Annotated in this window: 33 protein-coding genes and 1 tRNA gene; 23 read left to right on the forward strand and 11 right to left on the reverse strand. The window is 55.4% G+C overall.

Features of this window, described 5'->3' with window-relative positions; all coding sequences use genetic code 11:
• Positions 1 to 114: 114 nt before the first annotated feature.
• On the reverse strand, positions 115 to 906 hold the full coding sequence (locus ACXJGX_RS15390; protein ID WP_474783273.1) for a hypothetical protein: 792 nt from the start codon (positions 904 to 906) through the stop codon (positions 115 to 117).
• A 419-nt stretch (positions 907 to 1,325) separates the two neighbouring features.
• Positions 1,326 to 1,415, reverse strand: a tRNA-Ser gene (locus tag ACXJGX_RS15395).
• Between the two features lie 169 nt (positions 1,416 to 1,584).
• On the opposite strand from ACXJGX_RS15395, the gene ACXJGX_RS15400 reads away from it, so the two are divergent.
• Positions 1,585 to 1,989: a hypothetical protein gene (locus ACXJGX_RS15400; RefSeq protein WP_474783276.1), complete on the forward strand. Its 405-nt coding sequence runs from the start codon at positions 1,585 to 1,587 to the stop codon at positions 1,987 to 1,989.
• A 40-nt stretch (positions 1,990 to 2,029) separates the two neighbouring features.
• On the opposite strand, the gene ACXJGX_RS15405 is transcribed toward ACXJGX_RS15400, so the two are convergent.
• Positions 2,030 to 2,374: a hypothetical protein gene (locus ACXJGX_RS15405; RefSeq protein ID WP_474783278.1), complete on the reverse strand. Its 345-nt coding sequence runs from the start codon at positions 2,372 to 2,374 to the stop codon at positions 2,030 to 2,032.
• Between the two features lie 186 nt (positions 2,375 to 2,560).
• On the opposite strand from ACXJGX_RS15405, the gene ACXJGX_RS15410 reads away from it, so the two are divergent.
• The 9 genes from ACXJGX_RS15410 (at position 2,561) to ACXJGX_RS15450 (ending at position 9,209) form a co-directional block, all read left to right on the forward strand.
• A complete protein-coding gene (locus tag ACXJGX_RS15410) occupies positions 2,561 to 3,175 on the forward strand; it encodes a 50S ribosomal protein L21 (RefSeq protein ID WP_474783280.1) in 615 nt (204 codons plus the stop codon).
• A gap of 12 nt (positions 3,176 to 3,187) precedes the next feature.
• Positions 3,188 to 3,457 carry a 50S ribosomal protein L27 gene (rpmA, locus tag ACXJGX_RS15415; protein WP_474783282.1) on the forward strand — a complete coding sequence of 90 codons (270 nt, stop codon included), beginning with the start codon at positions 3,188 to 3,190 and terminating at the stop codon, positions 3,455 to 3,457.
• Between the two features lie 125 nt (positions 3,458 to 3,582).
• A complete protein-coding gene (locus ACXJGX_RS15420; RefSeq protein ID WP_474783284.1) occupies positions 3,583 to 4,125 on the forward strand; it encodes a GNAT family N-acetyltransferase in 543 nt (180 codons plus the stop codon).
• Between the two features lie 31 nt (positions 4,126 to 4,156).
• Positions 4,157 to 4,738 carry an LNS2 domain-containing protein gene (locus ACXJGX_RS15425; protein WP_474783286.1) on the forward strand — a complete coding sequence of 194 codons (582 nt, stop codon included), beginning with the start codon at positions 4,157 to 4,159 and terminating at the stop codon, positions 4,736 to 4,738.
• Positions 4,739 to 4,745: 7 nt separating this feature from the next.
• Positions 4,746 to 5,237, forward strand: a complete 492-nt coding sequence (locus tag ACXJGX_RS15430) for a GNAT family N-acetyltransferase (RefSeq protein WP_474783288.1) — start codon at positions 4,746 to 4,748, stop codon at positions 5,235 to 5,237.
• 13 nt (positions 5,238 to 5,250) lie between these two features.
• On the forward strand, positions 5,251 to 5,748 hold the full coding sequence (locus ACXJGX_RS15435) for a GNAT family N-acetyltransferase (RefSeq protein ID WP_474783290.1): 498 nt from the start codon (positions 5,251 to 5,253) through the stop codon (positions 5,746 to 5,748).
• Positions 5,749 to 5,786: 38 nt separating this feature from the next.
• Positions 5,787 to 6,833 (forward strand): GTPase ObgE, encoded by a 1,047-nt coding sequence (obgE, locus tag ACXJGX_RS15440; RefSeq protein ID WP_474783292.1) that lies wholly within the window; start codon positions 5,787 to 5,789, stop codon positions 6,831 to 6,833.
• Complete coding sequence (gene proB / locus ACXJGX_RS15445; RefSeq protein WP_474783294.1) at positions 6,821 to 7,927, forward strand: glutamate 5-kinase; 1,107 nt, start codon at positions 6,821 to 6,823, stop codon at positions 7,925 to 7,927. The genes obgE and proB overlap by 13 nt, the downstream gene beginning before the upstream one ends.
• A 16-nt stretch (positions 7,928 to 7,943) precedes the next feature.
• Positions 7,944 to 9,209 (forward strand): glutamate-5-semialdehyde dehydrogenase, encoded by a 1,266-nt coding sequence (locus ACXJGX_RS15450; RefSeq protein ID WP_474783296.1) that lies wholly within the window; start codon positions 7,944 to 7,946, stop codon positions 9,207 to 9,209.
• Here the strand turns inward: ACXJGX_RS15450 and ACXJGX_RS15455 are convergent.
• Positions 9,206 to 9,796: a histidine phosphotransferase family protein gene (locus ACXJGX_RS15455; RefSeq protein ID WP_474783298.1), complete on the reverse strand. Its 591-nt coding sequence runs from the start codon at positions 9,794 to 9,796 to the stop codon at positions 9,206 to 9,208. The two genes, ACXJGX_RS15450 and ACXJGX_RS15455, sit on opposite strands and share 4 nt — an antisense overlap.
• 29 nt (positions 9,797 to 9,825) lie before the next feature.
• Here ACXJGX_RS15455 and ACXJGX_RS15460 point away from each other — a divergent pair, with 29 nt between their 5' ends.
• The 3 genes from ACXJGX_RS15460 to olsA all read left to right on the forward strand — a co-directional run bounded on the left by ACXJGX_RS15460 (position 9,826) and on the right by olsA (position 11,712).
• Complete coding sequence (locus ACXJGX_RS15460; protein WP_474783300.1) at positions 9,826 to 10,005, forward strand: DUF3553 domain-containing protein; 180 nt, start codon at positions 9,826 to 9,828, stop codon at positions 10,003 to 10,005.
• A gap of 98 nt (positions 10,006 to 10,103) precedes the next feature.
• A complete protein-coding gene (olsB, locus tag ACXJGX_RS15465) occupies positions 10,104 to 10,880 on the forward strand; it encodes an L-ornithine N(alpha)-acyltransferase (protein ID WP_474783302.1) in 777 nt (258 codons plus the stop codon).
• Positions 10,873 to 11,712, forward strand: coding sequence for a lyso-ornithine lipid O-acyltransferase (gene olsA, locus ACXJGX_RS15470; RefSeq protein ID WP_474783304.1), 840 nt, complete (start codon positions 10,873 to 10,875; stop codon positions 11,710 to 11,712). The genes olsB and olsA overlap by 8 nt, the downstream gene beginning before the upstream one ends.
• Here the strand turns inward: olsA and ACXJGX_RS15475 are convergent.
• A complete protein-coding gene (locus ACXJGX_RS15475; protein WP_474783306.1) occupies positions 11,680 to 12,306 on the reverse strand; it encodes a thiamine phosphate synthase in 627 nt (208 codons plus the stop codon). The genes olsA and ACXJGX_RS15475 overlap by 33 nt on opposite strands.
• A gap of 136 nt (positions 12,307 to 12,442) precedes the next feature.
• Between ACXJGX_RS15475 and ACXJGX_RS15480 the strand changes: the two genes are divergently transcribed.
• From ACXJGX_RS15480 to ACXJGX_RS15490, 3 genes are all read left to right on the forward strand, one after another.
• Entirely contained in the window at positions 12,443 to 13,183 is a 741-nt protein-coding gene (locus tag ACXJGX_RS15480; RefSeq protein ID WP_474783453.1) for an RNA methyltransferase, read from the forward strand.
• 101 nt (positions 13,184 to 13,284) lie between these two features.
• Complete coding sequence (ctaA, locus tag ACXJGX_RS15485; RefSeq protein WP_474783308.1) at positions 13,285 to 14,418, forward strand: heme A synthase; 1,134 nt, start codon at positions 13,285 to 13,287, stop codon at positions 14,416 to 14,418.
• Between the two features lie 3 nt (positions 14,419 to 14,421).
• Positions 14,422 to 15,891 carry a carboxypeptidase M32 gene (locus tag ACXJGX_RS15490; RefSeq protein WP_474783310.1) on the forward strand — a complete coding sequence of 490 codons (1,470 nt, stop codon included), beginning with the start codon at positions 14,422 to 14,424 and terminating at the stop codon, positions 15,889 to 15,891.
• Between the two features lie 60 nt (positions 15,892 to 15,951).
• Here the strand turns inward: ACXJGX_RS15490 and ACXJGX_RS15495 are convergent, their stop codons facing one another.
• Entirely contained in the window at positions 15,952 to 16,179 is a 228-nt protein-coding gene (locus tag ACXJGX_RS15495) for a DUF1127 domain-containing protein (RefSeq protein ID WP_474783312.1), read from the reverse strand.
• An 84-nt stretch (positions 16,180 to 16,263) separates the two neighbouring features.
• On the opposite strand from ACXJGX_RS15495, the gene ACXJGX_RS15500 reads away from it, so the two are divergent.
• The 7 genes from ACXJGX_RS15500 to ACXJGX_RS15530 all read left to right on the forward strand — a co-directional run bounded on the left by ACXJGX_RS15500 (position 16,264) and on the right by ACXJGX_RS15530 (position 22,371).
• Positions 16,264 to 17,688, forward strand: a complete 1,425-nt coding sequence (locus ACXJGX_RS15500) for an aminotransferase-like domain-containing protein (RefSeq protein WP_474783314.1) — start codon at positions 16,264 to 16,266, stop codon at positions 17,686 to 17,688.
• A 148-nt stretch (positions 17,689 to 17,836) separates the two neighbouring features.
• Complete coding sequence (rplM, locus tag ACXJGX_RS15505) at positions 17,837 to 18,298, forward strand: 50S ribosomal protein L13 (protein ID WP_474783316.1); 462 nt, start codon at positions 17,837 to 17,839, stop codon at positions 18,296 to 18,298.
• Positions 18,298 to 18,786: a 30S ribosomal protein S9 gene (rpsI, locus tag ACXJGX_RS15510; RefSeq protein WP_474783318.1), complete on the forward strand. Its 489-nt coding sequence runs from the start codon at positions 18,298 to 18,300 to the stop codon at positions 18,784 to 18,786. Before rplM ends, rpsI begins: the two co-directional genes overlap by 1 nt.
• 104 nt (positions 18,787 to 18,890) lie before the next feature.
• Positions 18,891 to 19,517 carry an FMN-binding negative transcriptional regulator gene (locus ACXJGX_RS15515; RefSeq protein ID WP_474783320.1) on the forward strand — a complete coding sequence of 209 codons (627 nt, stop codon included), beginning with the start codon at positions 18,891 to 18,893 and terminating at the stop codon, positions 19,515 to 19,517.
• A gap of 114 nt (positions 19,518 to 19,631) precedes the next feature.
• Positions 19,632 to 20,492 carry an ABC transporter permease gene (locus ACXJGX_RS15520; protein WP_474783322.1) on the forward strand — a complete coding sequence of 287 codons (861 nt, stop codon included), beginning with the start codon at positions 19,632 to 19,634 and terminating at the stop codon, positions 20,490 to 20,492.
• Positions 20,489 to 21,289, forward strand: a complete 801-nt coding sequence (locus ACXJGX_RS15525; RefSeq protein ID WP_474783324.1) for an ABC transporter permease — start codon at positions 20,489 to 20,491, stop codon at positions 21,287 to 21,289. Before ACXJGX_RS15520 ends, ACXJGX_RS15525 begins: the two co-directional genes overlap by 4 nt.
• Entirely contained in the window at positions 21,286 to 22,371 is a 1,086-nt protein-coding gene (locus ACXJGX_RS15530) for an ABC transporter ATP-binding protein (RefSeq protein ID WP_474783326.1), read from the forward strand. The genes ACXJGX_RS15525 and ACXJGX_RS15530 overlap by 4 nt, the downstream gene beginning before the upstream one ends.
• Before the next feature lie 6 nt (positions 22,372 to 22,377).
• Here the strand turns inward: ACXJGX_RS15530 and ACXJGX_RS15535 are convergent, their stop codons facing one another.
• Genes ACXJGX_RS15535 through metA form a run of 5 tightly spaced genes read right to left on the reverse strand, consistent with a single transcriptional unit; the run spans position 22,378 to position 26,334 of the window.
• Positions 22,378 to 22,896, reverse strand: coding sequence for an acyloxyacyl hydrolase (locus ACXJGX_RS15535; RefSeq protein ID WP_474783328.1), 519 nt, complete (start codon positions 22,894 to 22,896; stop codon positions 22,378 to 22,380).
• Between the two features lie 3 nt (positions 22,897 to 22,899).
• Positions 22,900 to 23,523, reverse strand: coding sequence for a TetR/AcrR family transcriptional regulator (locus tag ACXJGX_RS15540; protein WP_474783330.1), 624 nt, complete (start codon positions 23,521 to 23,523; stop codon positions 22,900 to 22,902).
• Positions 23,516 to 24,385 (reverse strand): polyphosphate kinase 2, encoded by an 870-nt coding sequence (gene ppk2 / locus ACXJGX_RS15545; RefSeq protein ID WP_474783332.1) that lies wholly within the window; start codon positions 24,383 to 24,385, stop codon positions 23,516 to 23,518. The genes ACXJGX_RS15540 and ppk2 overlap by 8 nt, the downstream gene beginning before the upstream one ends.
• Before the next feature lie 49 nt (positions 24,386 to 24,434).
• The gene (locus ACXJGX_RS15550; protein WP_474783334.1) at positions 24,435 to 25,427 is read right to left on the reverse strand and encodes an alpha/beta fold hydrolase; all 993 of its coding nucleotides are present in this window, start codon (positions 25,425 to 25,427) and stop codon (positions 24,435 to 24,437) included.
• Positions 25,408 to 26,334, reverse strand: coding sequence for a homoserine O-acetyltransferase MetA (metA, locus tag ACXJGX_RS15555; protein WP_474783336.1), 927 nt, complete (start codon positions 26,332 to 26,334; stop codon positions 25,408 to 25,410). The genes ACXJGX_RS15550 and metA overlap by 20 nt, the downstream gene beginning before the upstream one ends.
• Between the last annotated feature and the right edge of the window lie 35 nt (positions 26,335 to 26,369).

Genomic DNA, 26,369 nt, shown 5'->3' on the forward strand with positions numbered 1-26,369 from the left:
ATGTTCTATAACCCGAAACGCAAACATGCCAGAAACGGTATGCTGTCGCCCGTCGACTTTGAAAATAGACAGCATAATGCGAACCAAGAAGGTGTCTAGGAAACTAGGGGCTATTCAGAGAAAAGTACTTTTTCCACGCCCAGGAGGAGCCCAAAGAACCGTGACGCCATCGTCATTGACTGCCCGAGAAAAGAAATCGTCGGAAAAGCTCTCGTCCGGCACGCGGTAGTCTTTTGGCACAGTGAAATCTTGGAGAAGGGGCGTAGCTCTTTCTGGAGAAAAAGCTTGCTGGAGATGAACGTAACGGATACGCCCGTCAGGTCCCGGCCAATTTTTTTGCGTCGCCCAAAGTTGGAGCTGCTTCTGGAATAATGCCCAGCCAGCGCTGTCCGTGTCAGATGCTATACGCGCCCAGAGGGTCGCTTCAAAGTCCTCAAGTATGGGCTGTGAGTGAATGAAGTCAAAGTATTTAAAGAACTTTTGAGCGGCTGTAGCCGACCCGAGTTGCGCAACGACCCGCGAACGAATTGGCGAGGGAATTTTTGAATAATTGACGCGACTGCCCTTAAGGGACTTAGAAAATTCCGAATCCGGTTTTCTATCTGTCATCAGACGAGCATTCGCCAGAAGACCCTCATCCAAAATCTTCAAGACCGGCTCAGCCCAGTGCTGAAGGAAAGACTTTCCTTTGGGTTTCGCGTCTAAGAGCCATTCCCAATCAAGGGCTGTTTTTGGGTTTTCCGGATCGACCGCAAACTTGACCTGCGTAACTTCGAGCCGGCCATCAGCTAGGCACGCAACCACGTCATCCACGGCCCGGAATGAAGGGTCGGATGCTTCTACCTGGACCCACGAATATTTTTTGGGGTTGCGATAGAAATCAAGCAGGGTCTCGGCGGCAGCCAAGTCCTGGTATGCGAAGCCAACTCTTGTGATTGCGGTTGGTTTGTAGTTGTGACCCATGCCTCATGCTCTCTGATCTGGGTCTTGTTCCAACGCCCAGCATATTTGACTAATTGCATAGATCTCGGCCGCATTCCAAGACAACAGACTATTCTCTCGCATGTGGCCCTAGAACTAAGACCAGTCATGCGCCTTGTTGTTCAAGGATGAATGGTATGGTGAAGGGTCGATCAGGCGTCGCGGTCGTTAAGGGTGGAATTCGGGAAGTCGCTAAGGGTGTAAGCTAAATTGGCCAAAAACTGTTATGGGCCGCAAAACTACATAAAGACGGCCTAGCCAGTTGCAGCACAGTTCAGCTTTACGGGTAGATAGGCGGGTACCGCATAAATACTAATAAACAACTGTTACAAATAAGGGACTTTTGGCGGAGAGACAGGGATTCGAACCCTGGGAACGCTTGCACGCTCAACGGTTTTCGAGACCGCCCCGTTCGACCACTCCGGCACCTCTCCGTGGGGTGGTGCGGGCCTCGTAATATGCGGTTGGCACGGGCGCAAGGGGGATTTCGACCTTGCCGCAATTTTAAGTGGGCCGGATTTTGCTGTCAGCCGCTTGGACGGCTTGGAATTTTGATATTGCGGCGTATGGTGCACGTGGAAAATCAATATTGAGGAGTTTGCAGTGTTCAAATTGAAAGCTGCCATCGTCACATGCGCCTTGCTTGCGGGATGTGATCAAACCCCACCGATTGTGGTTGAAGACAACCTGCCGATGGATGATCCGCGCCAGGCGTCATTGGTCGTCAGCGAGTGCGCGATTTATTACGCCGCTGTCGCTAAGTTGGCGCGTGATGGCGATGCCCCGATTGGCAACCCCACAAAGGATTGCCCTGTGTCTGCACAATCCCGTTCGGCGGACATCAATCCGATGGTCAGTGTCCCGCCCGTAACGCCCGGATACCCGCAGACGCTGTACCAGCGGATGATCGCACGCGGTATTCCATCGGCGATGGCAGATGATATTGCGAAGTCAAAAGCGTTCTGGGATCTGGTCGCGCAACGCGACTCGGCTTACGCGACATTCTGATCAAGAGGATACCGGTTTGGGGTGGCGTGTGACGGTGCAGCTAGGCATAGACCATCAACGCCACCACCAATGCGTCGGGGCTGTTTTGATATAGCGCAAGATCCGAGCGCAGTTGGATAAACCGGGCAGGGCGGTCAGCGGCAGGGACACCGGCGATATCCATTGCATGTGACAAAGTTGGCCCGCCTTCATTGGCGATATCCATCAGTATGGCAGTGTAGTTCGTTTTTACAAACACCTCGACCGCGCCGCGCCGTTGGTTATAAGCCGCATTGCCAAACCCGGTGCTCAGGGCTGAAAACGGCAGCAAGGCGGGGTTGCCCAAGTGATTTGCCTCGGTGCTACACCCGCCAAGCAGGCATAGGGCAATCATGATACATCGCATTGGCTGTTCTCCCTTATTTTGGGTTGACATATAACGGTATTGGTCAGATAAGCCGCCATCCGCACAAGGGTTTTGTGCGCGTGTATGCGAAATGACGCCCAGATGGGCGCGCTGTTCACAGGCGGCAATTGCCACTAACGCCGGTTTTCCGGGGCCTCAGAGACGCGAAAAACGAAGGAAGATCATATGTTTGCGGTTTTGAAAACCGGCGGCAAGCAGTACAAAGTCGCCTCTGGCGATGTGCTCCGCGTCGAAAAGCTGGCAGCTGCTGCTGGCGAAACTATCCAATTCAACGAAATTCTGATGGTTGGCTCCACTGTGGGCGCACCTTTGGTTGAAGGCGCAGGCGTACAAGCCGAAGTCATCGACCAGATCAAAGGTCCAAAGACGATCAATTTCGTAAAGCGTCGCCGTAAGCACGGTTCGCAGCGCAAGAAAGGCCACCGTCAAAACCTGACACTGGTCCGTATCGGCGATATCCTGGAAACAGGCGCAGATAAATCCGGCGTAAAAGCTGCTGTAAACGGGTCTGCACCTGTGACGGCTGCTGCACCCGCTGCGAAGCCTGCGAAAAAATCTGCTGCGCCAACTGCCGCTGCTGGTGGTGACGATTTGACAAAAATCAGTGGTGTTGGTCCCGTGATCGTGAAAAAGTTGCACGCGCTTGGCGTCACAACATTTGCGCAGATCGCAGCATGGACACCTGAACAAGTGGCTGACATGGACGAAAAGCTTTCGTTCAAAGGCCGCATTGATCGCGACGAGTGGCTGAAGCAAGCCGCTGAACTCGCTCAAAGCTAAGGAGAGACACCAATGGCACACAAAAAAGCAGGCGGTTCATCCCGTAACGGACGCGACTCAGCTGGTCGTCGTCTTGGCGTGAAAAAATTCGGTGGCGAAGTTGTCATTCCTGGCAACATCATCATGCGCCAGCGCGGCACAAAAATGTGGCCGGGCATGGGCGTTGGCATGGGCAAGGATCACACGATCTTTGCAACCATTGAAGGCAACGTACAGTTCCACACCGGCCTGAAAGGCCGCACCTTTATTTCGGTTCTGCCAGTGGCGGAGGCCGCTGAATAAGCCGAATACCTCAGGTGATGACATTTAGGGGATCGGCAACAGCCGGTCCCTTTTTTTGTTCATACGAATGCTACTTTATCGCGCTAAGCGATCGGCATGCGGTCATGTTTTCGAGGAGGGAAACAATGATTCACGATGAGATTACGATACAGCCCACGATCAAAGCAGACCGCTTTGTTTTGCGTCCTTGCCGCAAGTCCGACGCAGGTCTGATTGCCATGTACGCCGCAGACGAGCGTGTCGCCCGCGGCACACGCTCTATTCCACACCCCCTGCCGCCCGGTACAATCGAAGCGATGATCGTGCGTGCGGGACAACATGACCGCACAGAGGATATATGGGTCATTGATGGATCAGAGCATGGTCACGTGGAGGCATTAGGCCTGATCAGTCTCGAGCGTATGGACCGTAACCAGTCCGAGATTTTCTATTGGATCGCGCCCGCATTCTGGAATACCGGCATCGCGTCCGAGGCGGTGACCGCACTGATTGCCGCAAATCCGCATCAGGCTGACAGCATTTTTGCCGAGGTGTTTCAGGACAATCCCGGTTCGGCCCGGGTACTGACCAACTGTGGTTTTGCATATTTGGGCGATGCCGAAGCATATTCTGTCGCGCGAAATGCGACAGTGCCCACGTGGACGTATACCTTGAAGATCGCAAAGTAGTGCCGTGTCGGCCGGGTGATCTGCAAACGGAGTGAAGAATTTGGTGTGGCGTTTTGTGTTCGTTTGCGCGCTATACGTGATGCATTTACAGTCGGTGCAGGCTCAGCCGGTGGCGAACGCGCACACGGATCGCGCCGTTGTCTTTGATATTGATGGGACGCTGACGCCAAATGTCTTTGCAATTTGGCTTGCGCGCCACAATGCAGCCGCGTCTGTGCAACGCTACGCCGATGCAGGGTTCGAAATCATTTACCTCAGTGCGCGGGTACGGATGTTTCAAGCGGGCGTCGATGATTGGTTAACCGAGAACGGGTTTCCGCAGGGACATCTGCACCTTGCTGTTACCGATGCAGCCCAGGATGCACCGGCGCAATTCAAGGCGGATGTTCTGAATGCATATCGTGCGCGGGGCTGGACGATTGCTGCGGCTTACGGTGATTCCACTTTGGATTTTGAAGCCTACGCGCGCGCAGGGATACCTGCTGATCATGTGTTTGCTTTGCGCCGCGCATTCCACGGATCGTGCAAAACCGGAGACTGGCAGGGATGCTATGCGACGTGGGTCGACCTGCAACCGATGATTAATGGTATTATCGCGACGGCTGGTCAGTGAGGGGGCTATGTTGGAAACCTTAAAGACACGCCGGCTCACGCTGCGCCCGGTTGGGCCAGAGGACGCCGCTGTTATCACGCATGCCGTCAATAACCTTGCTGTCAGCCAGTGGCTGACGCAGGTTCCATACCCCTATACACCAGCAGACGCTGCGTGGTTCATCGCGGAAAATGTCGCGGGACGGATGCACGCGCGGCTGATATGGGAACAGGATCGGTTCATCGGCGCCATCGGCATCGACGGCGAACTTGGGTATTGGCTGTCCGAAGATGCGTGGGGCGCAGGATATGCGACCGAAGCCGCAATGGCAGTGGTCAGCGATTTCTTTGCGCATACGGATGCAGACGGGCTGTTTGCGCGACATCATACAGAAAACAAAGCGTCTTGTAACGTTCTGAATAAATTAGGATTCATTGATATTTCTGCGGTGACGCTTTATAGCAGGGCTCTGAACAAAGACATGGCCGGGCGGTTGGTTCATCTGACACGGTCGGCTTGAGAGGCACTAACCAATGGATGATATCACATATCGCAGCTTGCGCCCGCAAGACGCCGATGCCTTGCATGGGCTTGTCAGCGACTGGGATGTGGTGCGCCAGCTTGGCAGTTGGCCTTGGCCGCCGCAGCGCGCGTTCACCCAATCGCGTTGCAAGACATATGCAGGCAATGGATTTGTCTGGGGTATCTTTGCAAAAGACCTGATCGGGACGGTTGCCATCACCGAAGGCGAATTGGGGTATTCTTTGGTGCGTGCACAGTGGGGTAAAGGTATTGTGACCTATATCGCTGGTGTTGCGATCGACCATGGCTTTCGCGACCCGGCGCGCCAATCAATCACCGCCAGCATTTGGTCGGATAATGCCGGATCACGCAAAGTGCTGACCAAACTTGGTTTTCTTATGGACCGTGTCGGGACAGAGCACGCGCTGGCGCGGGGCGCGCCGACAGAAACGATTTATTATTCGCTCACGCGTGCCGCATGGCACCGCTTGAGAACCGGCGCACAATAGACTATCGCCACATTTGAACAGCGCGGAAAGCAAAAGCTATGAAATTTCTTGATCTCGCCAAGGTCTACATCCGGTCCGGTGCCGGTGGTGGTGGCTGCATTTCTTTTCGGCGCGAAAAGTTCATTGAATACGGCGGCCCTGATGGTGGCGACGGCGGTCATGGCGGTGACGTTATTGTCGAAGCAGTCGATGGCCTGAACACATTGATCGATTTCCGCTATCAGCAACACTTTTATGCCGGGAATGGCCAGCATGGCATGGGCAGTCAGCGCACCGGAAAAGACGGTGAAGACAAGGTTTTGCGCGTCCCCGTCGGGACGGAAATCATCGATGAAGACGAAGAAACCATTATCGCTGATTTGACCGAGGTCGGCCAGCGGATCGTGATTGCCAAGGGCGGCAACGGAGGCTGGGGCAACCTGCATTTCAAAACCGCCACCAATCAGGCGCCGCGACGGTCCAACCCCGGACAAGAAGCGATCGAGCGCACAATTTGGCTGCGCCTGAAACTGATTGCCGATGTGGGTTTGCTGGGCATGCCAAACGCGGGAAAATCGACGTTTCTGGCAGCGACTTCGAACGCCCGGCCCAAAGTCGCGGATTACCCGTTTACCACGCTTGTGCCAAACCTTGGCGTGGTTGGCATTGACGAGGTCGAGTTTGTGGTTGCCGATATTCCGGGCCTCATTGAAGGCGCGTCCGAAGGGCGCGGGTTGGGTGACATGTTTCTTGGCCACGTAGAGCGCTGCGCTGTGTTGCTGCATCTGGTTGATGGAACCTCCGGCGATCCGGCCAACGACGTTGAGGTGATCATTGGCGAACTTGAGGCCTATGGCGGCGAACTCGCGGACAAGCCACGCATCACTGTGTTGAATAAAATCGATGCCTTGGACGAAGAGGAACGCGCGTTCCTGAAGGCCGAGTTGGAGGCCGTGGCCGTCGGACCGGTCATGATCATGTCCGGCGTCACCGGCGAGGGCGTGCCGGATGTGCTGCGCGCACTGCGTGCCGAAATCGACGACAATCGCCTGCGCCACCGCACAGCAGCGGAGGAAGCCGAGGGGGACGCTACATGGCAACCCTGATCGACGCAAAACGGCTTGTTGTTAAAATCGGATCAGCACTGTTGGTGGACGCAAAAACCGGCACGCTGCGGCAGGATTGGTTGACGTCGCTTGCCGCTGATGTCGCCCGCATCCGGGCGCGCGGCACCGATGTTGTGCTGGTGTCATCGGGGTCAATCGCGCTGGGGCGCGGCGTCTTGGGGCTGCCCGCTGCGGCCTTGCCGTTGGAACAATCGCAAGCGGCTGCCGCTGTCGGGCAAATTCGTCTGGCCCGCGCCTACGAAGAGGCATTAGCGCCGCACGGGATTATCGCGGGGCAAGTCCTTGTGACGCTTGAAGATTCTCACGACCGTCGCCGGTATTTGAATAGCCGCGCCACGATGGAAACCATGTTGACCATGGGCGTCACCCCGATCGTAAACGAGAACGACACCGTCGCCACCGATGAGATACGCTATGGCGACAATGACCGGCTGGCCGCGCAGGTTGCGGTGACGACGGGTGCAGACCAATTGATTTTATTATCGGATGTTGACGGGCTTTATACCGCTAATCCGCGGATTGATAATACCGCACAACACCTTGCTAATGTTGCAAAAATCACGCCAGAGATCGAAGCGATGGCAGGGGATGTTGGTTCCAGCCTGTCGAAAGGCGGAATGGTCACCAAGATTATGGCGGCTCGTATGGCGACCGAAGCAGGCTGTGCGATGGCCATTGCTATTGGCACCGAAAACAATCCGCTGTTGGCGTTGGAAAACGGGGCGCGGGCAACGTGGTTTGCCGCGCAAACAGACCCTCAGGTTGCGCGCAAGCGCTGGATCGGGTCAATGAAGCCTGGTGGCAAAGTCACGATCGACGATGGCGCACGGGCGGCGCTTGAACGTGGCAACAGTTTGCTGCCTGCTGGCGTCACGCAGATTTCGGGTCATTTCGGCCGCGGGGATGTTGTGGCGATTGTTGACGCAAAAGGCGTGCAGCTGGGGCAGGGTCTTGCCCGCTATACCAGCGCCGAGGCACGCGAAATTATGGGCAAACGGACCGCTGATATCGCCGCAGTCTTGGGCTACGAAGCCCGTGCCGCACTTATTCACCGCGATGACATGGCGCACTAGCCAGGAAGATGAAACGATGAATGATACATTAGACATCACTGCAATGATGGACGAAATCGGTCGGACCGCCCGCGCGGCAGCCACTGTTCTTGCGACAGCCAGTTCCGAGCGTAAACATGCGGCCTTGATCGGCGCCGCAGATGCAATTTGGGAAAACCGCCAACAAATTATCGACGCCAACGCCGAAGATCAGGTTTACGGAGAAGAAAAGGGACTGAGCCCGGCGATGATGGACCGGCTCATTCTGACCGAGGAGCGTGTGCGCGCAATAGCCGAAGGTTTGCGCAATGTTGCAGCGCAAACTGATCCTGTGGGCGCCTTGATGACCGAATGGGACATGCCATCGGGGATCAATATTCGCCGCGTTCGCACGCCTTTGGGTGTGATTGGCGTGATTTATGAAAGCCGGCCGAATGTGACGGCCGATGCGGGCGCGCTGTGCCTGCAATCGGGCAATGCCGTTATTTTGCGCGGCGGATCAGAAAGTTTTCATTCGTCAATGGCGATCCATAAGTGCTTGCAAACAGGCCTAAAGCAAGCGGGGCTTCCTGCTGGTGCGATCCAGCTTGTGCCGACACGCGACCGCGCAGCCGTATCCGCCATGCTGACTGCGACCGATTATATTGACGTAATCGTGCCCCGTGGCGGCAAAGGGCTGGTTGGGTTGGTGCAACGCGAGGCCCGCGTGCCCGTTTTCGCGCACCTTGAGGGTATTTGTCACATCTATGTCGGGGCAACGGCAGACCCTGCTATGGCGCTTGAGATTGTGTTGAACGCAAAGACCCGGCGCACGGGCATTTGTGGCGCGATGGAATGCTTGCTGATCGATTGGCGTTTTTATACGCAACATGGCGCCATCTTGGTTGATGCCTTAATCAAGGCGGGCGTCGAAGTCCGCGCCGACGGCGAACTGGCGCAAATCGCGGGGACGGTTCCCGCGAACCCGGACGATTTTGGCAAAGAGTTTCTGGATATGATCTGCGCGGCCAAACTGGTTGACGGGGTGGATGCGGCAATTGATCATATTCGCACGTTCGGGTCGAACCATACCGATGCGATCATCACCGCAGATGACCAAGCTGCTGATCACTTCTTTAAGGAACTTGATAGTGCAATTTTGATGCGAAATGCGTCGACCCAGTTTGCTGATGGTGGCGAATTTGGGATGGGCGCCGAAATCGGGATTGCGACCGGAAAACTGCATGCACGCGGCCCGGTCGGTGCCGAGCAACTTACCAGTTTCAAATATCTTGTCACTGGCAATGGCGCCGTGCGGACCTAAAATTGCGCGGTTAGGGTGGTGTCGGTTGCTGAAAAAACCAGTTGCCGACCTGCCTCTGCCAAGGCGGCGGGCAACAGGGCAAATTGTACGTTCGCGGCGGTGTGCGTAAAATCGCTATCTGACCCGTGCAATGTCCCCCAAAGGGCGGGATTAACGTTGATACGTGATGCTTTCGCGGAAAAATGCCATGTGCTGTCAGTTTGCGCAATGTTCATTGTCCCGCCGACGGGCAACGCGGTTTCAAAGCAGAGCAAAGTCAGCAGTGCAGCGCGGACCAAATCGCGCGGTTGGTCACCAACGATCTGCCAGCCGTAATCATTACGCCCCCCGTGCGCGACGTCACTTAATATGCTTTGTATTTCCGATTGACTGACGCTTTGACTGGGGGCTGCGGCACCAAAGGCAATGCGAAACAAACGGATGCGCGCATTGGCATTTTGAACAGAGTCCGCAATAAGCGCCATTTCAGGCGTATCTGCACCATGCGTCAGCCCAAGAAGTTCGACCCCATTGCCGATAGCGCCGATTGGGCTGATAAGATCATGACATATACGCGAACCCACCAAAGCGGCCAAATTAGGGTGCATAATGAAAACTCCGATACAAGGGACTTGATATGATTGGGATAAACGCGATTCTAGAGCCGGGCATGTTTGTAAGGCACCCGACCCAGCCTGACTGGGGCGATGGGCAGGTACAATCCACTGCCAACGGAAAAATTACCGTGAACTTTCGTGAGGCAGGGAAGGTGGTCATTGATGGGTCACAGCTCGCTTTGGTTCTGATTGATCGTTAACCGTATGTTAGCCACTAGATCTAGCGCCTGAATGGTTGTCAAAGTGTTAACGCCAAAGTAAATGTCCCCACCCAAGATCAGGTCAGTCAAAGCAATTTATGTCGCATCACACGCCACAGTTCGCAGTCGATCTTGCGCGGTCGCAACACGATATCCGGTCTGCGCAACACCTGCGCTACCGAGTTTTTGTTCAAGAACTTGGCGGGGGCGGGGATTTGGTCGATGACGATAGCCAGCTAGAGCGTGACCGCTTTGATGACCATGCCGCACATTTATTGCTACGCGACCTGACGCGACCTGACGACGATCAGGTCGTTGGTGTTTACCGGATCATGACGCAGGATCACGCAGACAGTGCGGGTCAATTTTACTGTGCAGATGAATTCGACCTGTCCATTTTAACCTGTAGCAACAAGCGCCTGCTGGAATTGGGGCGCTCTTGTTTGCATGCCGATTATCGCGGCGGCGCTGGGATGATGTATCTTTGGTCGGGCTTATCCGACTATGTCGCTGCCCACAAAATTGATGTGATGTTTGGCGCGGCATCCTTTCATGGCACGGATACCACAGGGCTGGCGGGTCCGCTGAGCCTGTTATATCACCGCCACCTTGCACCGCCCGCGCTGCGTGTCACAGCCCGCGGCCCCGCAACTGTGCCAATGAACGTCGTGCCAGAAAATGAAATTGACCGCATTGCCGCGATGCGTGACACCCCATCGTTGATCAAAGCCTATTTGCGGTTGGGCGGGTGCGTCGGGGACAGAGCGTATGTCGATCACACCTTTAATACCACCGATGTCTGCATGATTTTGGCGGCCGACGCCGTTTCATCGCTGCAACGGGGTATTTACAGTCGGGGCCCCGGCCGTGGCTGAGCCCTGGACCAGTGATGACCTGCCGCCTGCGACGTCGTTTGGCGCGACAGATTGGTTGCGCATCATTTGCAGGGCAGTGCCTTTGGTCATTGTGCTGTTTGGTGGTTTGCTGGTTCTTTTGCTGATACGTTTGCTGGAACGCCCGCTCTATGGGCTGCGTCGGCCGGTGACCCCGTTTATCGTGCAATACGTCAGTCGCGGTGCTCTTTTTCTAGTGGGCCTGCGGTTTCACACCGTCGGCTGTCCGATGCGCTCAGGTGGCGCCATTGTTGCAAACCACGCATCCTGGTTGGATATTTTTGCGCTGAACGCCCGCAAGCGGATCTATTTTGTTGCAAAATCAGAGGTCAGCGGCTGGGCTGGCATCGGCTTTTTGGCGCGCGCGGCAGGAACCTTGTTTATCAGGCGCGACCCGCGCGCGGCGCGTGAACATATCGCATTGTTCAAAAGCCGCCTTGCTGTGGGGGATCGGTTGCTGTTTTTTCCAGAAGGCACATCGACCGATGGACGACGGGTCCTTCCGTTTAAGCCCACATTATTTGCTGCATTTCTTGACCCTGCATTGCGCGATTCGATTGCGATTCAACCGGTCAGCGTCGTTTACCACGCGCCCGCAGGGGCGGATCCCAGATTTTATGGTTGGTGGGGCGATATGGAATTCGCGCCACATTTACTGACCATACTGGCCGCAAAACGGCAGGGCGGCGTTACGGTGATTTATCACCCCCCCGTGCAGGCCGCCGCGTTCACCGACCGTAAGGTGCTGGCCAAAAGGTTGGAAAACACGGTCCGGTCCGGCTTAGCCGACCATTGCGGTGCGCAGATCGCCTAAGGTCTTGGCAGGGTCGTCGGTACGCCAGATTTCGTCGCCGATTCCGAAAAAATCCACATGCGGTGCAAGCGTGCGGATAAGATCAATATCAAGAGCGCCCTCTGCAACCACAGGCACTTCGATCATCATCGACCACCATTCAAAAAGGTCCAATCCCGCTTGCTGGCCTGTGCCCAAAGGCGTCTTTCCGGCCGGGCCAAAGCTGACATAATCTGCGCCCAATTCGCCCGCGGTCATCCCGTCGTGGCTGGAATTGCCACAAAAAGTGCCGACAATCGCATCTTCGCCCAGATCTTTGCGGACTTTTTTGACGGACCGCGCGGCATCCAGCAGGTGCACACCATCAAGCCCCAGTCGCTCGACCATCTGTACATGGCTTTCGATGACCAGAGCCACATCGCGGGCATGTGTGATTTCGCGCAGCGCGTCAGCCGCTTTGGCGATGCGGGTGTCGTCTTTGCTGCCAAGCGCTAGGCGCACGCAACCGACCTCTGTGGTGTCAAGACAGGCCGACAGCAGGTCAGGGTAGGTCGATAAATCAAACTCTGACGGGGTGATCAAATAAATCTGTGGATGGTCAAGGGCGTCGGTCATGAGATATTCCAAATTGCGTCAGCGTTGTGCGCGTTCTAACGATGTTTTCTGGGCTTGGCTATGGCGCGGCGGCGACCGTTCCTTGCTTTGGCTGCGCGACCAGCGTATCACGCCAGCCGATATCAAAGGAAGCCCCATGCCCAGTCCCGACCCACAGCCGACGTTTGTTTTGATCCGCCCGCAAATGGGCGAAAACATTGGGGCGGCCGCAAGGGCGATGTGGAATTTTGGGCTGGACCGGATGCGGATCGTGGACCCGCGCGATGGATGGCCAAACCAGAAAGCCGTCGCAATGGCGAGCGGTGCAGGCCGGTTGCTGGATGAAGCGCAGTTATTTGACACGACACCGGCGGCGATTGGCGATTGTGATTTTGTTTATGCCACCACCGCACGCCCGCGCGATTTGACCAAACCTGTCTTTACCCCGCAAGCCGCAATGGCAGATGCGCGCGCGCGCATCGCGGCTGGTGGCCGGGTTGCTGTGATGTTCGGACCCGAGCGGGCAGGGATGGAAAACGACGATATTGCACGCGCCAATGCGATTATTTCTGTGCCTGTGAACCCAGAGTTCGCGTCGCTGAACCTTGCGCAATGCGTTTTATTGACAGGGTATGAATGGCGCCGCGAAACCGTTCCAGCCGTGCCGACGATGGTTGCGGCAGTAGAGCAGTGGGCCGAGCAGGTCGAGATCGAAAAGCTGAGCGATCATTACGAACAGCGGCTGGACGAAGCGGGTTTCTTTTTCCCCGAACACAAGGCCGCAAATATGAAGATCAACCTGCGCAACCTGTGGTCGCGCATGCCGATGACGCGCGCGGATGTGCAAATGTTGCATGGGATTATGCGGCAAATGGTACGCTGGAAAGACCGCAGCTAGGGTGGATCAATAGCGACCTTACGGTGCCTTGCGTCACACTGCCGCTTGTAGTGACGTGGGTGTCGCCCTAGGTTTCAGCCAAGCAAGTTTCGGAGACGATAATGACAACAAAGCGTTCAATTTTTCAAGAGGTTGGTGACACCCCAAAGCAGGTCGCTGCGCCCGGTGCAATTGATCGCGCAGGCCATCGTTCGCGTGGTGTGATCCGCGGGTGGCTGTTTGGTCTGCTGGCCATGATCGTTGTGATGATTGCCGTCGGGGGTCTGACCCGCCTGACCGACAGCGGTTTGGCGATCACCGAATGGAAACCCGTCACAGGCGCGATGCCGCCATTGGATGATGCTGCTTGGGCGGCAGAGTTTACGAAATATCAGGCGATTCCAGAATACCAGCTTCAAAACAAAGGCATGACGCTTTCCGAGTTCAAATCCATCTATTGGTGGGAATGGGGCCATAGGCAGCTTGGACGTTTGATCGGCGTTATTTGGGCGGTTGGATTTGTCGCGTTTTTGGCGCTGCGTAAGGTTCCCGCCGGGTGGACCGGGCGGCTGTTCACGATTGGCGTTCTGATTGGGGTGCAGGGCGCCATCGGCTGGTGGATGGTCTCGTCGGGTTTGGGGGGGGCGATGCTGGATGTGGCATCCTATCGGTTGGCGACCCACCTTGGCCTTGCTTTTATTCTGTTGGGCCTGATCGGGTGGTATGCCTTCCGGCTTGGCAGGACGCAGGCGGACTTGTTGCAAGCGCGCCGCAATGCTGATCGCGGGTTGATGCGGCTTGCGTCGGTGTTGGTCGTTCTGACCTTTGTCCAAATCATGTTGGGTGCGCTTGTTGCAGGGATTGACGCGGGGCGTGGTTATCCGGATTGGCCGCTTATGGCGGGGGGATTTCTACCGCCGAACCCGCTTGATATCACGCCAATCTGGCGCAATTTCTTTGAAAACGACGGGTTGGTGCAGTTTATGCACCGTATGGCAGGCTATACGTTGTTTGCTTATGGGCTGTTCGTGTTCTTGCGCGCCCGCAAATCCGCAAACCGCAAAATCAAGGCCGCGTTTCATGGCGTGATGGGCATGATGACGCTGCAAATGGTTCTGGGTATCGTCACGGTGATTTATTCCGCACCTTGGCATATCGCGATTGTGCATCAGTTTGGCGCGGTTGTGCTGTGGCTTTTGCTGTTGCGCGCCCGTTTCCAAACCCAATACCCCATTTCACAATCTGTCCGAGGCTGACCCATGACCGCATATCAAGAGCTGATGCAATTCCAACGCGAAACAGAGGCTTTGGCCCAGATCGCGGGCCGTTTGGGGTGGGATCAGGAAACCATGATGCCCGAGGGCGCGACGGCGCAACGCGCAGAGGAACATGGTGCCATGGCCAATATCTTGCACGCGCGCCGGATCGATCCGCGTGTCGGCGACTGGCTGCAAAAGGCCGAGGCTGCGGACGACGTCGCCGCTGCCAACCTGCGCCATATCAAACGCAGTTACGAACGCACCGCCAAGGTTCCTGCCGAACTTGCTGCTGAACTTGCAAAAACCACGTCGCTGGCCCACCGGATTTGGGCGCAGGCCCGCGCCGACGAAGATGTAGCCGCATTTTTGCCGATCCTGCAAAAGGTGGTGGACCTGCGCAAACAAGAGGCAAAGGCCGTGGCAGGCAACGCCGAACCCTATGATGCGCTGCTCGATGATTACGAACCGGGGGCAACGGGTGCGTCACTGGGCGCGATGTTTGATGCGTTGCGTCCGCGATTGGTTGCGTTACGCGCCGCGATATTGGACAGTGCTGCGCCTGCGCCGTTATCGGGCACCTTTGACGAGGCAGGACAGCTGGCGATTTCAACCAAGCTCGCGCAGGCGTTCGGGTATGATATGACCCACGGCCGGATCGACAAAGCCGTGCATCCGTTTTCGTCCGGCTCTGGCCTGGATGTGCGCATCACAACCCGGACAAACCTCAGCGATCCTTTCAACTGTTTTTATTCGACGATCCACGAGGTCGGCCATGCCGCCTATGAGCAGGGTATCGACCGCCAGCATCTGCTGACGCCGCTAGGGGCAGGGGTGTCGATGGGCGTCCACGAAAGCCAAAGCCGGATATACGAAAACCAATTGGGCCGTAGTCGCCCGTTTACGGGCTGGCTGTACGGGCAGATGCGGGATGCGTTTGGTGATTTTGGCATTGCGGACGAGGATGCATTTTATGCGACCGTAAACCGGGTCAATAACGGTTTCATCCGCACGGAAGCCGACGAGGTGCAATACAACCTGCATGTTTTGCTGCGCTTTGACTTGGAACGCGCACTGATTTCGGGCGATCTCGCTGTGGGTGACCTTGAGGCGGCGTGGAATGATCGCTTTGCTTCTGATTTTGGCTATGCCGTTGATAAGCCGTCAAACGGCGTGTTGCAGGATGTGCATTGGTCCGAGGGGCTGTTTGGCTATTTCCCGACATATACGCTTGGCAATGTGTATGCGGGCTGCCTGCATGACGCGCTGCGCAAGGCGGTGCCGGATCTGGATGCGGGGCTGGCGCGTGGCGATACCACAGGCGCCACCGGTTGGTTGCGCGAGAACTTGCAGCAATTTGGTGGGTTGCGCACGCCGGTTGATACAATTTCGCATGCGACGGGTACATTACCGACAGAATTGCCATTGCTGGACTATTTGGAACGCAAGTTTGGTGACATCTACGGATTGTAACCATTGGCCGAAAAAAAGGGCCGGATCAAATCCGGCCCAGTCAGGAAGATACAAACCGATTTAGGTTTGCCAGAAAGGCTTGGCGGCTTCTGACCTGGCAGTCGTCGCATCCAAGCCAATATCATTCAAAAGATGTGGGCTGATGTGTTTCAGGTGGCGTCGCGTGGTGCGGCGCATATCCCATTCGGTCACGGCCACGGCAAACCGTACCGCAAGGCGTGCCAAAATCGGCATACCAGAGTGGGGACGAAGCGCGGCGATCTGCGCCGCTGGGAGCGCGTGTGACATGGAATATTCCTTGAATTGTATTGACACAATATAGCGGTGTGCTATGCCATATCGATACAATGTGATTTCAATAAGGTCTACAAAATGATTGTAACCGATACAATTTGGCAGCCAAATCTTCCTGACAGCACGTTGCCGAAATATCAGGCGCTTGCTGACGCTATCCGTGAGGCGATTGTAGCGGGAAAATTGACACCGGGCGAAAAATTGCCGCCGGTGCGCGATCTTGCCTACCGTGTAAGCGTCACACCGGGCACCGTTGCGCGCGCGTACAAAGAACTTATTGATGAGCGGTTTTTGAACGCGGGCGTCGGGCGCGGGACGTTTGTTGCGGATGTTGCCACCAGCCGGGTGCGCAGTATGCCCGCTACGGCTGCCTTTTTTGATCCGTCACTGGAACGGGACGGCCAAGCGCATTTGCTAAGCCCGAAGATGCCTGATGTGGGGCAGGCTGCGTTGATCAGGCAAATTTTACACGAACTGGCTGATGTCACGCCTGCGGATATGCTCTTGCGCTATCCATCACGGTTAACGGACCTTCCGGCGCGCGCAGCCTTTGCGGCAACGATTGATCCGGCGCAGGTTGGCGCGTTTACAGCAGAAGATGTTGTGACATCCCACGGTGGCCAAAATGCGATTCTCATGATTTTACAAAGCGTGCTGCATGGCGCAAATCCTGTCATTGCGGTCGACGAACTGAGCTATGGCGGGTTTCGATCTGCTGCCGTTTTATGCCGTGCAGAGGTGGTTGGTATCCCGTGGGACGACGAGGGGCCGGACCCCGTCGCACTTGAGGCAATGATCAAGGAACACGGCGTTCAAGTGTTTTGCACCTCGGCCGAGGTATGCAATCCCACAGCGATACAAACGACGCCCGCACGGCGTCGCCAAATCGCGCAGATCGCGGAACGCCACAATGTGCATGTGGTCGATGATGATTGCTATCGCCTGATGGATACCCCGCGTTTGGGTCCCAGCTACCGCGCGCTTTTGCCGACATTGGGTTGGTATCTGACGTCACCGTCGAAATCGATCACATCGGCGCTGCGAATAGGGTTTGCGATTGCGCCCGAAGGTTGGGTGACGGTCCTGGCGCGAACGGCAACTTTTACATCATTTGGGGTCACCCGTTTGGTGACGGACCTTTACGCAGCACTGATGCAACACCCGGAAATTGGCGCGGTTGTTGACCGCACCAAAGCGCGCATACGCCAGGATATCGAAGCAGCAGTGCAGATGCTGGAAGGCTACAACCTGCGCTCTGCCGACTATGTGCCTTTCTTATGGCTGGAACTGCCGATGGGCTGGCGGGCAGGAGAATTTTGTCAAGCGGCCGAAACAGCAGGTGTTTTGATCAAGTCGGCCGAAGACTTTGCCCTGCGAGAGAGCAGATCGGTCCACGCAGTGCGGATTGCTGTCAACGGTCTGGTGCCGCATTCCCAATTTGTGGAGGCAATTGGGCGCCTGCGTGATCTTTTGGCGCACCCGCCAGAGAGAATTTCGATCTGACAATGGGGTATTTTAATACCTATTTTGTAAGTTATTGATTTTGCTTGCTTTATACATGTGCGCCGCGCTTGACTGTAGGTTGCGCCCCTATATAACGCCCCAATCCGAATGACTGTGGCCGCGCGCCACCCCAAACCATTGGTGAGATATGAAAACCTTTACCGCTACCCCAGCGGATATCGACAAGAAATGGATCCTGATTGACGCTGAAGGCGTTATTCTGGGCCGTCTTGCGTCGATCATCGCGATGCGCTTGCGTGGCAAGCACAAACCATCCTTCACGCCGCACATGGATATGGGCGACAACGTGATTGTCATCAACTGTGAAAAAGTACAGATGACCGGCAAAAAACGTGAAGAAATGTACTACTGGCACACAGGCCACCCCGGCGGGATCAAAGAAAAGACCAAAGCCGACATCTTGGAAGGTGCGCACCCCGAGCGCGTCGTGATGAAAGCCGTTGAGCGTATGTTGCCTGGTGGCAAACTGTCCCGCCAGCAAATGACTCACCTGCGCGTTTTTGCAGGCACAGAGCATGGCATGGAAGCTCAAAAGCCCGAAGTTCTGGATGTTAAGTCCATGAACAAAAAGAACACGAGGACTGCATAATGGCTGATCAAGTGAATTCTCTCGAAGAGCTGGGTCAAGTTGCAACCGGTCAAGAGGCCGTTGTTGCTGTTGCCGCCCCGCGTGAACCTGTCCGTGACGCGCTTGGTCGTGCTTATGCGACTGGTAAGCGTAAGGATGCGGTTGCCCGTGTATGGATCAAACCAGGTTCCGGCAAAGTTGTCGTGAACGGGAAAGAGATGGCCGTTTATTTTGCACGCCCCGTGCTGCAAATGATCCTGCGTCAGCCGTTTCAGGTCGCTGGTGTTGATGGTCAGTTCGACGTGATGGCAACGGTTGCTGGTGGCGGTTTGTCTGGTCAAGCGGGTGCTGTGAAGCACGGCGTTTCCAAAGCCCTGCAACTGTACGATCCAACCCTGCGCGCAGCATTGAAAGCTGCCGGCTTCCTGACACGCGACAGCCGCGTTGTTGAACGGAAGAAATACGGTAAAGCAAAAGCGCGTAAGAGCTTCCAGTTCTCCAAGCGTTAATCGCCGGGTATTGTTTAAAAAGAGGGCGGTCCATTGGGCCGCCCTTTTTGCATTGAACGGGTGCGTCATACGCGTAAACCTTTACCTGAAACCGAGGGTCCAAAATGTATATGCCTGCGCACTTTGAAGAAACCGATGCCGTCGCGGTTCAGGGGCTTATCGCGGCTTTTCCTTTGGCGACGGTTGTCGTGCATGCAGATCATGGGTTGGTCGCGAACCATTTTCCATTATTGGCCACATCTGCGGACATTTTGATCGGTCATTTGGCGATCGCAAATGATTTGCACCGATTGGTTGCTGACGGGACTGACGTTTTGGCGATATTTCAAGGTAATGATGCCTATATTTCGCCCAATTGGTATCCATCCAAGGCCGCGACACATAAGGCTGTCCCCACCTGGAACTACAGCACTGTTCATCTGCACGGTAAAATCAGCTTTCAGCATGACGAAAAGTCAAAGATTGCTGCTGTTGGCCGCCTGACCCAAAGGTTCGAGCGTGAAACGAATGGCGCCGATGGATGGCGCATGGCTGACGCACCGACCGATTATATGGCGACCATGCTTGCCAATATTGTGGCATTTAAGATCGAAGTGACGCGCGTATTGGCGAAATCAAAGCTGAGCCAGAATCGGGAGGATGCGGATTTTGGCGGCGTTGCCAACGCTTTGGATCAAAATGGAAATAAAGATATGGCACAACGGATGCGCGCACTGCGACGGGATACATAACCTGCCACAATTTCCCGCATTCGCCGCCATAGTATGCGATTGCTGTGCGACATCCACACTTTGGTTATTGATCTTTCCCGTCAGTCGGTGAATTCATACCATATGTGGCGAAAAATGATCTCTTCTGAAAATGGGCGCGGGCTTTTGATGGTAAGCCCGCCTTTTCTTTATGCGTTGATCATGATGGCTGTCCCATTGGCGGCAATTTTCATGTTCAGCTTCTGGACGCAGAACTTTATGGACGTTGATACAACGTTCACGCTCAACAACTACCGCAAGATCATTGAAGAACCGATTTACGCGGCATTGTTAAAGCGGTCGCTTTTCGTTTCTGGGTCGGTGACGTTGGTGACGGTGTTACTTGCATTTCCAGTCGCATATTTTGTGTCTTTTCATGTGCGCCCTGACCGCAAATCGCTGTGGCTCTTCCTCATCACAATTCCCTTTTGGACGTCCTATTTGATCCGGGTTTTTCTATGGAAAGTGATCTTGGGATATAACGGTGTGATTAACACGGGGTTGATGAACCTTGGGATCATCGACGAACCACTGACGTTTATTCTGTATAACGTGAACGCGGTGATCATCACGTTGGCGCATGCCTTTGCGCCGTTTGCGATCCTGCCGATCTTTGTTGCGCTTGAAAAAATTGACAGGTCTTTGCTTGAGGCATCGCAGGATCTGGGCGAAAGCAAATTCATGACATTTATCCGCGTCACCTTGCCGTTATCGATGCCCGGCTTGGTGGGGGCAGTACTGATTGTGTTCATCCCGACGATTGGTGATTACGTAACCCCCGAACTGATGGGCGGTGCCGGCGGCAAGTTGATCGCCAACATGATTCAAACGCAATTTTTGGCACTGAATAATGCCCCCTTGGGTGCGGCACTGGCGATTGTCGCGATGCTTAGCGTCACAGCCATTAGCCTGATTTTCGTGCTGTTGAACCGCCGTTGGCTGAAGGGCCGATCATGAGCTTACGCATTTACGCGATTACCTATCTTGTGTTTTTGTATGCACCCATCGTGCTGTTGCCGATTTTTGCGTTTAACGATGCGACGATTATTGCGTTTCCGCTGAAAGGATTCACGACCGAGTGGTTCACAGAGTTGGCCGCCAATAGATCGCTGCATGCCGCCGTCAAAAACTCGCTTTTTATTGCTGTGGTGACGGCGTTGACATCCACGCTGCTCGGCGTTTGCGCTGCGCGGGCAGGGGCGATGTACCGGTTTCAATTCAAGGCAGGCATTATGGGCTTTATCATGCTGCCGCTGGTCCTGCCCGAAATTATTGTGGCCGTATCATTGCTGGTGGTCGTTGTTCAGTTTCTTGATCTTGGGTTGTCCAACTGGACGATTATCGCCGCGCACATCCTGATTTGTACGCCATTCTGCATCGCAATCCTGAACGGCGCATTTCAAAACCTTGACCCGTCCATGGAAGAGGCCGCGATGGACCTAGGAGAAAGCAGGTTTTCCGCCTTTCGCCTTGTGACATTGCCGCTGGTGATGCCGGGGATCATTTCGAGCATGCTGATTGCGTTCACCATCTCGTTGGATGAATTCATCATCGCGTTCTTTTTGTCTGGCGCCAGCCCGACGATGCCCGTCTATATCTGGGGCTTGCTACGCTTTCCGGCATCGCTGCCGATTGTGATGGCGCTTGGGACTATTCTCGTGGCGCTGTCCATTGTTCTTTTGACTATTGCAGAGCTTTTACGTCGCCGTGGCTTGGCCCGGGCGGGTGTGAAAGACAAAGGGGGCTTTCTGTGACAGCTTTGATCACGCTCACCGGGGTAAATAAGTATTACGCCGACTATCACGCACTGCGCGATATCAACCTGACAATCAACGAAGGCGAATTCTTTTCGCTGCTTGGTCCGTCTGGCTGCGGAAAGACGACGTTACTGCGCACCATTGCCGGGTTTGAAAGCGTGTCGGACGGGGTTGTGATGATTGGCGGCAAGGACATGAACAATGTCCCCGCGAACTTGCGGCCAACAAATATGGTGTTTCAGTCCTACGCAATTTTTCCGCATCTGACCGTGGGCGAAAACGTCGCATTCGGGCTGCGTAAGCGGTCGGATCTGAATAAGCAGGCGGTGAAAACACTGGTGGATGACGCATTGAATATGGTTGGCCTTGATGGTTATGCCAAACGCGCGTCACATGCGTTGTCAGGCGGGCAACGCCAGCGTGTCGCGCTTGCCCGCGCACTCATCCTCAAGCCCAAGGTGCTGTTGTTAGACGAGCCGCTATCGGCGCTGGACAAAAAAATGCGTGAACAGATGCAGGTGGAATTGATCCGTTTGCAGCGTCACGTCGGCATTACCTTTATCTTGGTCACGCACGACCAAGAAGAGGCGCTGGTGATGTCCGACCGGATTGCGGTGATGTTTGAAGGCGAGATCGGGCAGTTGGCGGACCCGGAAACGCTGTATCGGCGTCCAAATTCGCGCCGTGTCGCAGATTTTATCGGCAAAATGAACTTTCTCGATGCGGATGTGACCGCCGTTGGCGATATCATCGACGTTACCGTCGCAGGCCTTGGCCCGCTCAAGATTTCGTCCGAGCAAGCGCCCGACCTGATGCAAGTGGGGGGCGCGGTCGCGGGCATCCGTCCGGAAACGCTGGGTATTTTGTTCGACGGGGAAACGACCGACCGAAAGCTGGCCGATGGCGTCGTCGACGAGGTCGTTTATTACGGCGACATGACATATTATGATGTGCGCGTGGACGGCATTGCAAAGCCGCTGAATATCGCGATGAAGAACCTGATTGGACGCCCCGTTTTGGATGTGGGGACCAAAACCAAAGTTATCTGGGACGAGCGGTCTTTGGTGCTGTTGAAATAATCTGTTCTAGTTCAATGCAAATGCATATCGGATCGCGATTGTTTCCAACCCGGGGTTAACATCGTTTGTGTCTGCATTTGAACGGTGATCGTACAATACTGACAGTGTAGCACCGTTATCAAAGGTATATCCGCCACCCACGGCAGACCGAAATTGCAGGTTGCCGCCCAAATCAGGGCCATCGCCACGGGCATAAAGTCCGGGCATGACAGAGGCTTCGAAAAAGAACGGGCCTTCGCTGATCCGCCGACTTGTCCATTTTGCACCTGCACCAACCCATGTCGCACCTTCGACGGTGACTGACGCGGCAAATGTGGGTTGGAACGGGCCATATTGACGGTTCATGTCATAGCCGACATAGATTTCTTCGCTGATGTGGTCTTCTTGGAAAATCACATTTGCAGCTTGTAATGACACGCGTGCGACGGCGTCACCCTGCTGTAGACAACCCCCGCTGCGGCAATCATTTACCCCCATATCTGTGAGGCTGGTAATCAGAAAAATCAGCGCAAGTGTGCCGTCCATCGTTTATCCTTCGCTATCGGGCGCGATCAGACCAAGACCGCGCAAATATATGCCAATTCCGCTTTCCAGCAGGTCCTCGGACGCGAATGGGCTTTTTGATCCAGGGTTACCCCGAGAAAAAAGTTCGACCACGCCATGCGACATCGCCCAGATATGGGCGCTGAACATCTGCGGCGGCGGGCGCCTGTCAGCTGGAATATGTTGGCTCAGCTCCTCGGCCGCTTTTTCCAGAACGCCCATCGCGGCGGTTGCCACAGCATGGAGTTCCGGCGTGCGATTGGTTGAAATGCCGGATTCAAACATCGCGATATAGTGGCCCGGATAGTCGCGGGCAAATGTCAGATACGCACTCCCCGTGGCCTCAAATGCAGCAAGCGCCGAAGGAAGACCACTGGTATAAGCGGTTTCCATCGCCTCGCCGAACATTTCATAGCCTTGGTGGGCAGCAGCCGCAATGAGATCCTCGCGCCCTTCAAAGTGGCGGTAAACGGCGGCGGGTGTTACCCCTGCTTCCCGCGCAGCTTCGGAAAGCGTAAAACCGGTTGGCCCACGTTTTTCGATCAGCGACAGGCAGCCGTCGATCAGCGCCTCGCGCAAATTGCCATGATGATAGCCGCGTTTAGTCATGCCAAAGATCGGGGCCGCCCACAATTCTCGGATCGACCGCGCCCAGCGCGTCGGCGTCTTTGTGGGTGTAATCCAGCTGGGTCAGAATAAACCGAAGAGCTTCGACCCGTGTGCGTCTTTCGTCGTCAGACCGCACGATAGTCCAGGGCGCCGCGGTGCTATGCGTGCGGGTGACTGTTTCAGAAATCGCTGCCGAATATGCGTCCCATCTTGCCAGTCCGCCGACATCGATCGGGCTGAGCTTCCATTGTTTCAATGCGTCCTTTTCCCGGTCCAAGAAACGCCTGAGTTGGGATGCTTGCCCGACATTGAGCCAGATTTTAATCAGCGTGATTCCTTCATCAACCAGCATTTGTTCAAATGGGGGCACCTGACTGAACCAGCGTTCGCGTTGCGCGGGCGTGCAGAACCCGAACACATGTTCGACAACGCCACGGTTATACCAGCTGCGGTCAAAAATGGTCATTTGTCCTCTGGCTGGCAGATGCGCAATATAGCGCTGGAAATACCATTGCGCGGCCTCTGTTTCGGTCGGCTTTGACAGCGCGACAACATTTGCAACGCGCGGGTTCAGATTTTCGCGAAACCGTTTGATAGTGCCGCCTTTGCCAGCGGCGTCGCGCCCTTCAAAAACGATGGCGATACGTTGGCCAGTATCACGCACCCATGCTTGCATGCGGACCAGTTCGACCTGAAGTGCCGCAAGCGTGTCTTCGTAGATGTCTTTATCCAGACGCTGCGTATACGGGTAATGGGGGTTAAGAATATCCGATTTGGACGCCCCCTTTATTTGCTGCCTGACATGTTCTGGGGCGTCTTCCAGAAAATAGCGGCTAATCTCGCCATCAAAGGGTAATTCCATCTGTTCTCTCCCGATCGTCCTGCGCGGTTACTATGGGGGGCTGCGCCCGCTAGTGCAATCCGGCGCGCACCGCTGCGCGTTCTATTGCTGCAATCACGTCATCAGGATTGGTTTGTTGTGGCATATGACCCACGCCCGGTAGCGGGACCAGATTTGCCGTCGGCGCGATCTTGATCACCTCTTCGGCATGAATATGAATGGGCACCGTGGTGTCTGCTGTCCCGTGAACGATCTCGATCGGCAGTACCAGTTCCGGGTAACGCGCCGAAAGCGTCACCACATGCGGGCGGAGCGTATTCACCTGTCTCGCGTTCGCGCGAAAACTGTCTGGTCGCAGGGTCAGCCCCGCACCGATATAATCGACATAGCCCGGCGGTGCAGGTTGGGGTGTAAACGTATCGGCAACCCGATCATTCACGAGCGTGCGTGGGACAAATGCTGAAATCAACGGGACAGCGACGGCGCCGCCAATGGCACTGCCACTGACCGTATAGAACCGCCCCAGATCACCGGGCCACGGCATGGTCACGCCGGAAACTGACACAATGGCCACAGGGTTAGCCACGCTTGGGGTGTCAAGCGCCTCAACAGCCCAAGCATAAGTCACGATGCCGCCATAGCTGTGCCCCAAGATGATCGGGTTTTGGATTCCCAATTCTTCGGCAGCGCGGCGCAACAGACGCGCCTGATCCTGCGGACTGTCACCTTGCGTTGATGTGGGGGCCGTGGGGACGCCCGGCACCTGATCGGTATAGCCTAACCCAGGCCGATCAAATGCAGTGACCGTGTAGCGTTCGGTCAACTGATCCATCAATGAAAAAGTAAACTCGCGCAGGTTGCCACCGGCGCCGTGCAAAAGAATCAAATCGGGGCCTTTGCCGCGCTGCACGTAATGCACGCGCGCGTCGTCGACGGTGACAAAATCGCCCAACGGCGGGAATTTCGTCTCGGCAAGGTCACTGCGATACTGGGCTCCACAGCCCGTCAGCGCAGCACCAAAGCCAAGAATAAGCGTTGCTAGCTTAAGCGTCTTGCGTCCCAATTTTTTCCAACTCGTATGGTGTGGTCTGATAAATCTGATTGATCCAGTTACCATATAGAAGGTGGGCGTGGCTTTTCCACCGATTGAGCGGATGTTTCGTCGGGTCATCGTCGGGGTAGTAATTGACGGGGACGTCAATAGCTGTCCCCGCGGCAATATCGCGGTCGTATTCTTGCTTGAGTGTGCCGCTGTCATATTCGAAGTGGTTAAAGATATAGAGTGCGCGGTGCGCACGGTCCTCGACCAAGCAGGGCCCGGTTTCGTCGCTGGTGATCAGTGTTTTCAGTCCGGTGGCCGCATCGATTTCATCTTGGCGCATTTCTGTCCAACGACTGACGGGTACCACGCAATCATCCGAAAACCCCATGAGGTATGGCGATGTGTCTTCGGTCAGGTGGTGGCGATAGCAGCCGAACAGCTTGTGATCCAAGAGGTGCTTTTGCACGCCGTGAAAATAGTTGATCATCGCCATCCCACCCCAGCAGACCCCGAAAGTGGAATGCACATGGGTTTGGGTCCACTTAAAGACCTCGGTCAGTTCCTGCCAATAGGTCACATCAGTGAAGGGCAGATGTTCGATCGGCGCGCCGGTAATGATCAGCCCGTCAAACTTGCGATCCCGCACCTCGCTAAAGGGCACATAGAATTCTTCCATATGCTCGGCGGCGGTATTTTTCGTTTGATGCTCGGTCATCCGGATCAGGGTCAGCTCGATTTGTAGCGGGGTCGCCCCGATGAGCCGCGCAAACTGGTTTTCGGTCTGGATTTTCTTGGGCATCAGATTCAAAAGCGCAATCCGCAACGGGCGGATATCCTGAATGGCGGCTTGCTCCTCTGCCATGACCATGACCCCTTCGCGTGATAACACGTCAAAGGCGGGCAGGGCGGATGGCAATTTTATCGGCATGGATTTCGTCCTAAGCAACAAGGAGTTAGAAATAG

The organism is Yoonia sp. SWMV100 (assembly GCF_056108365.1).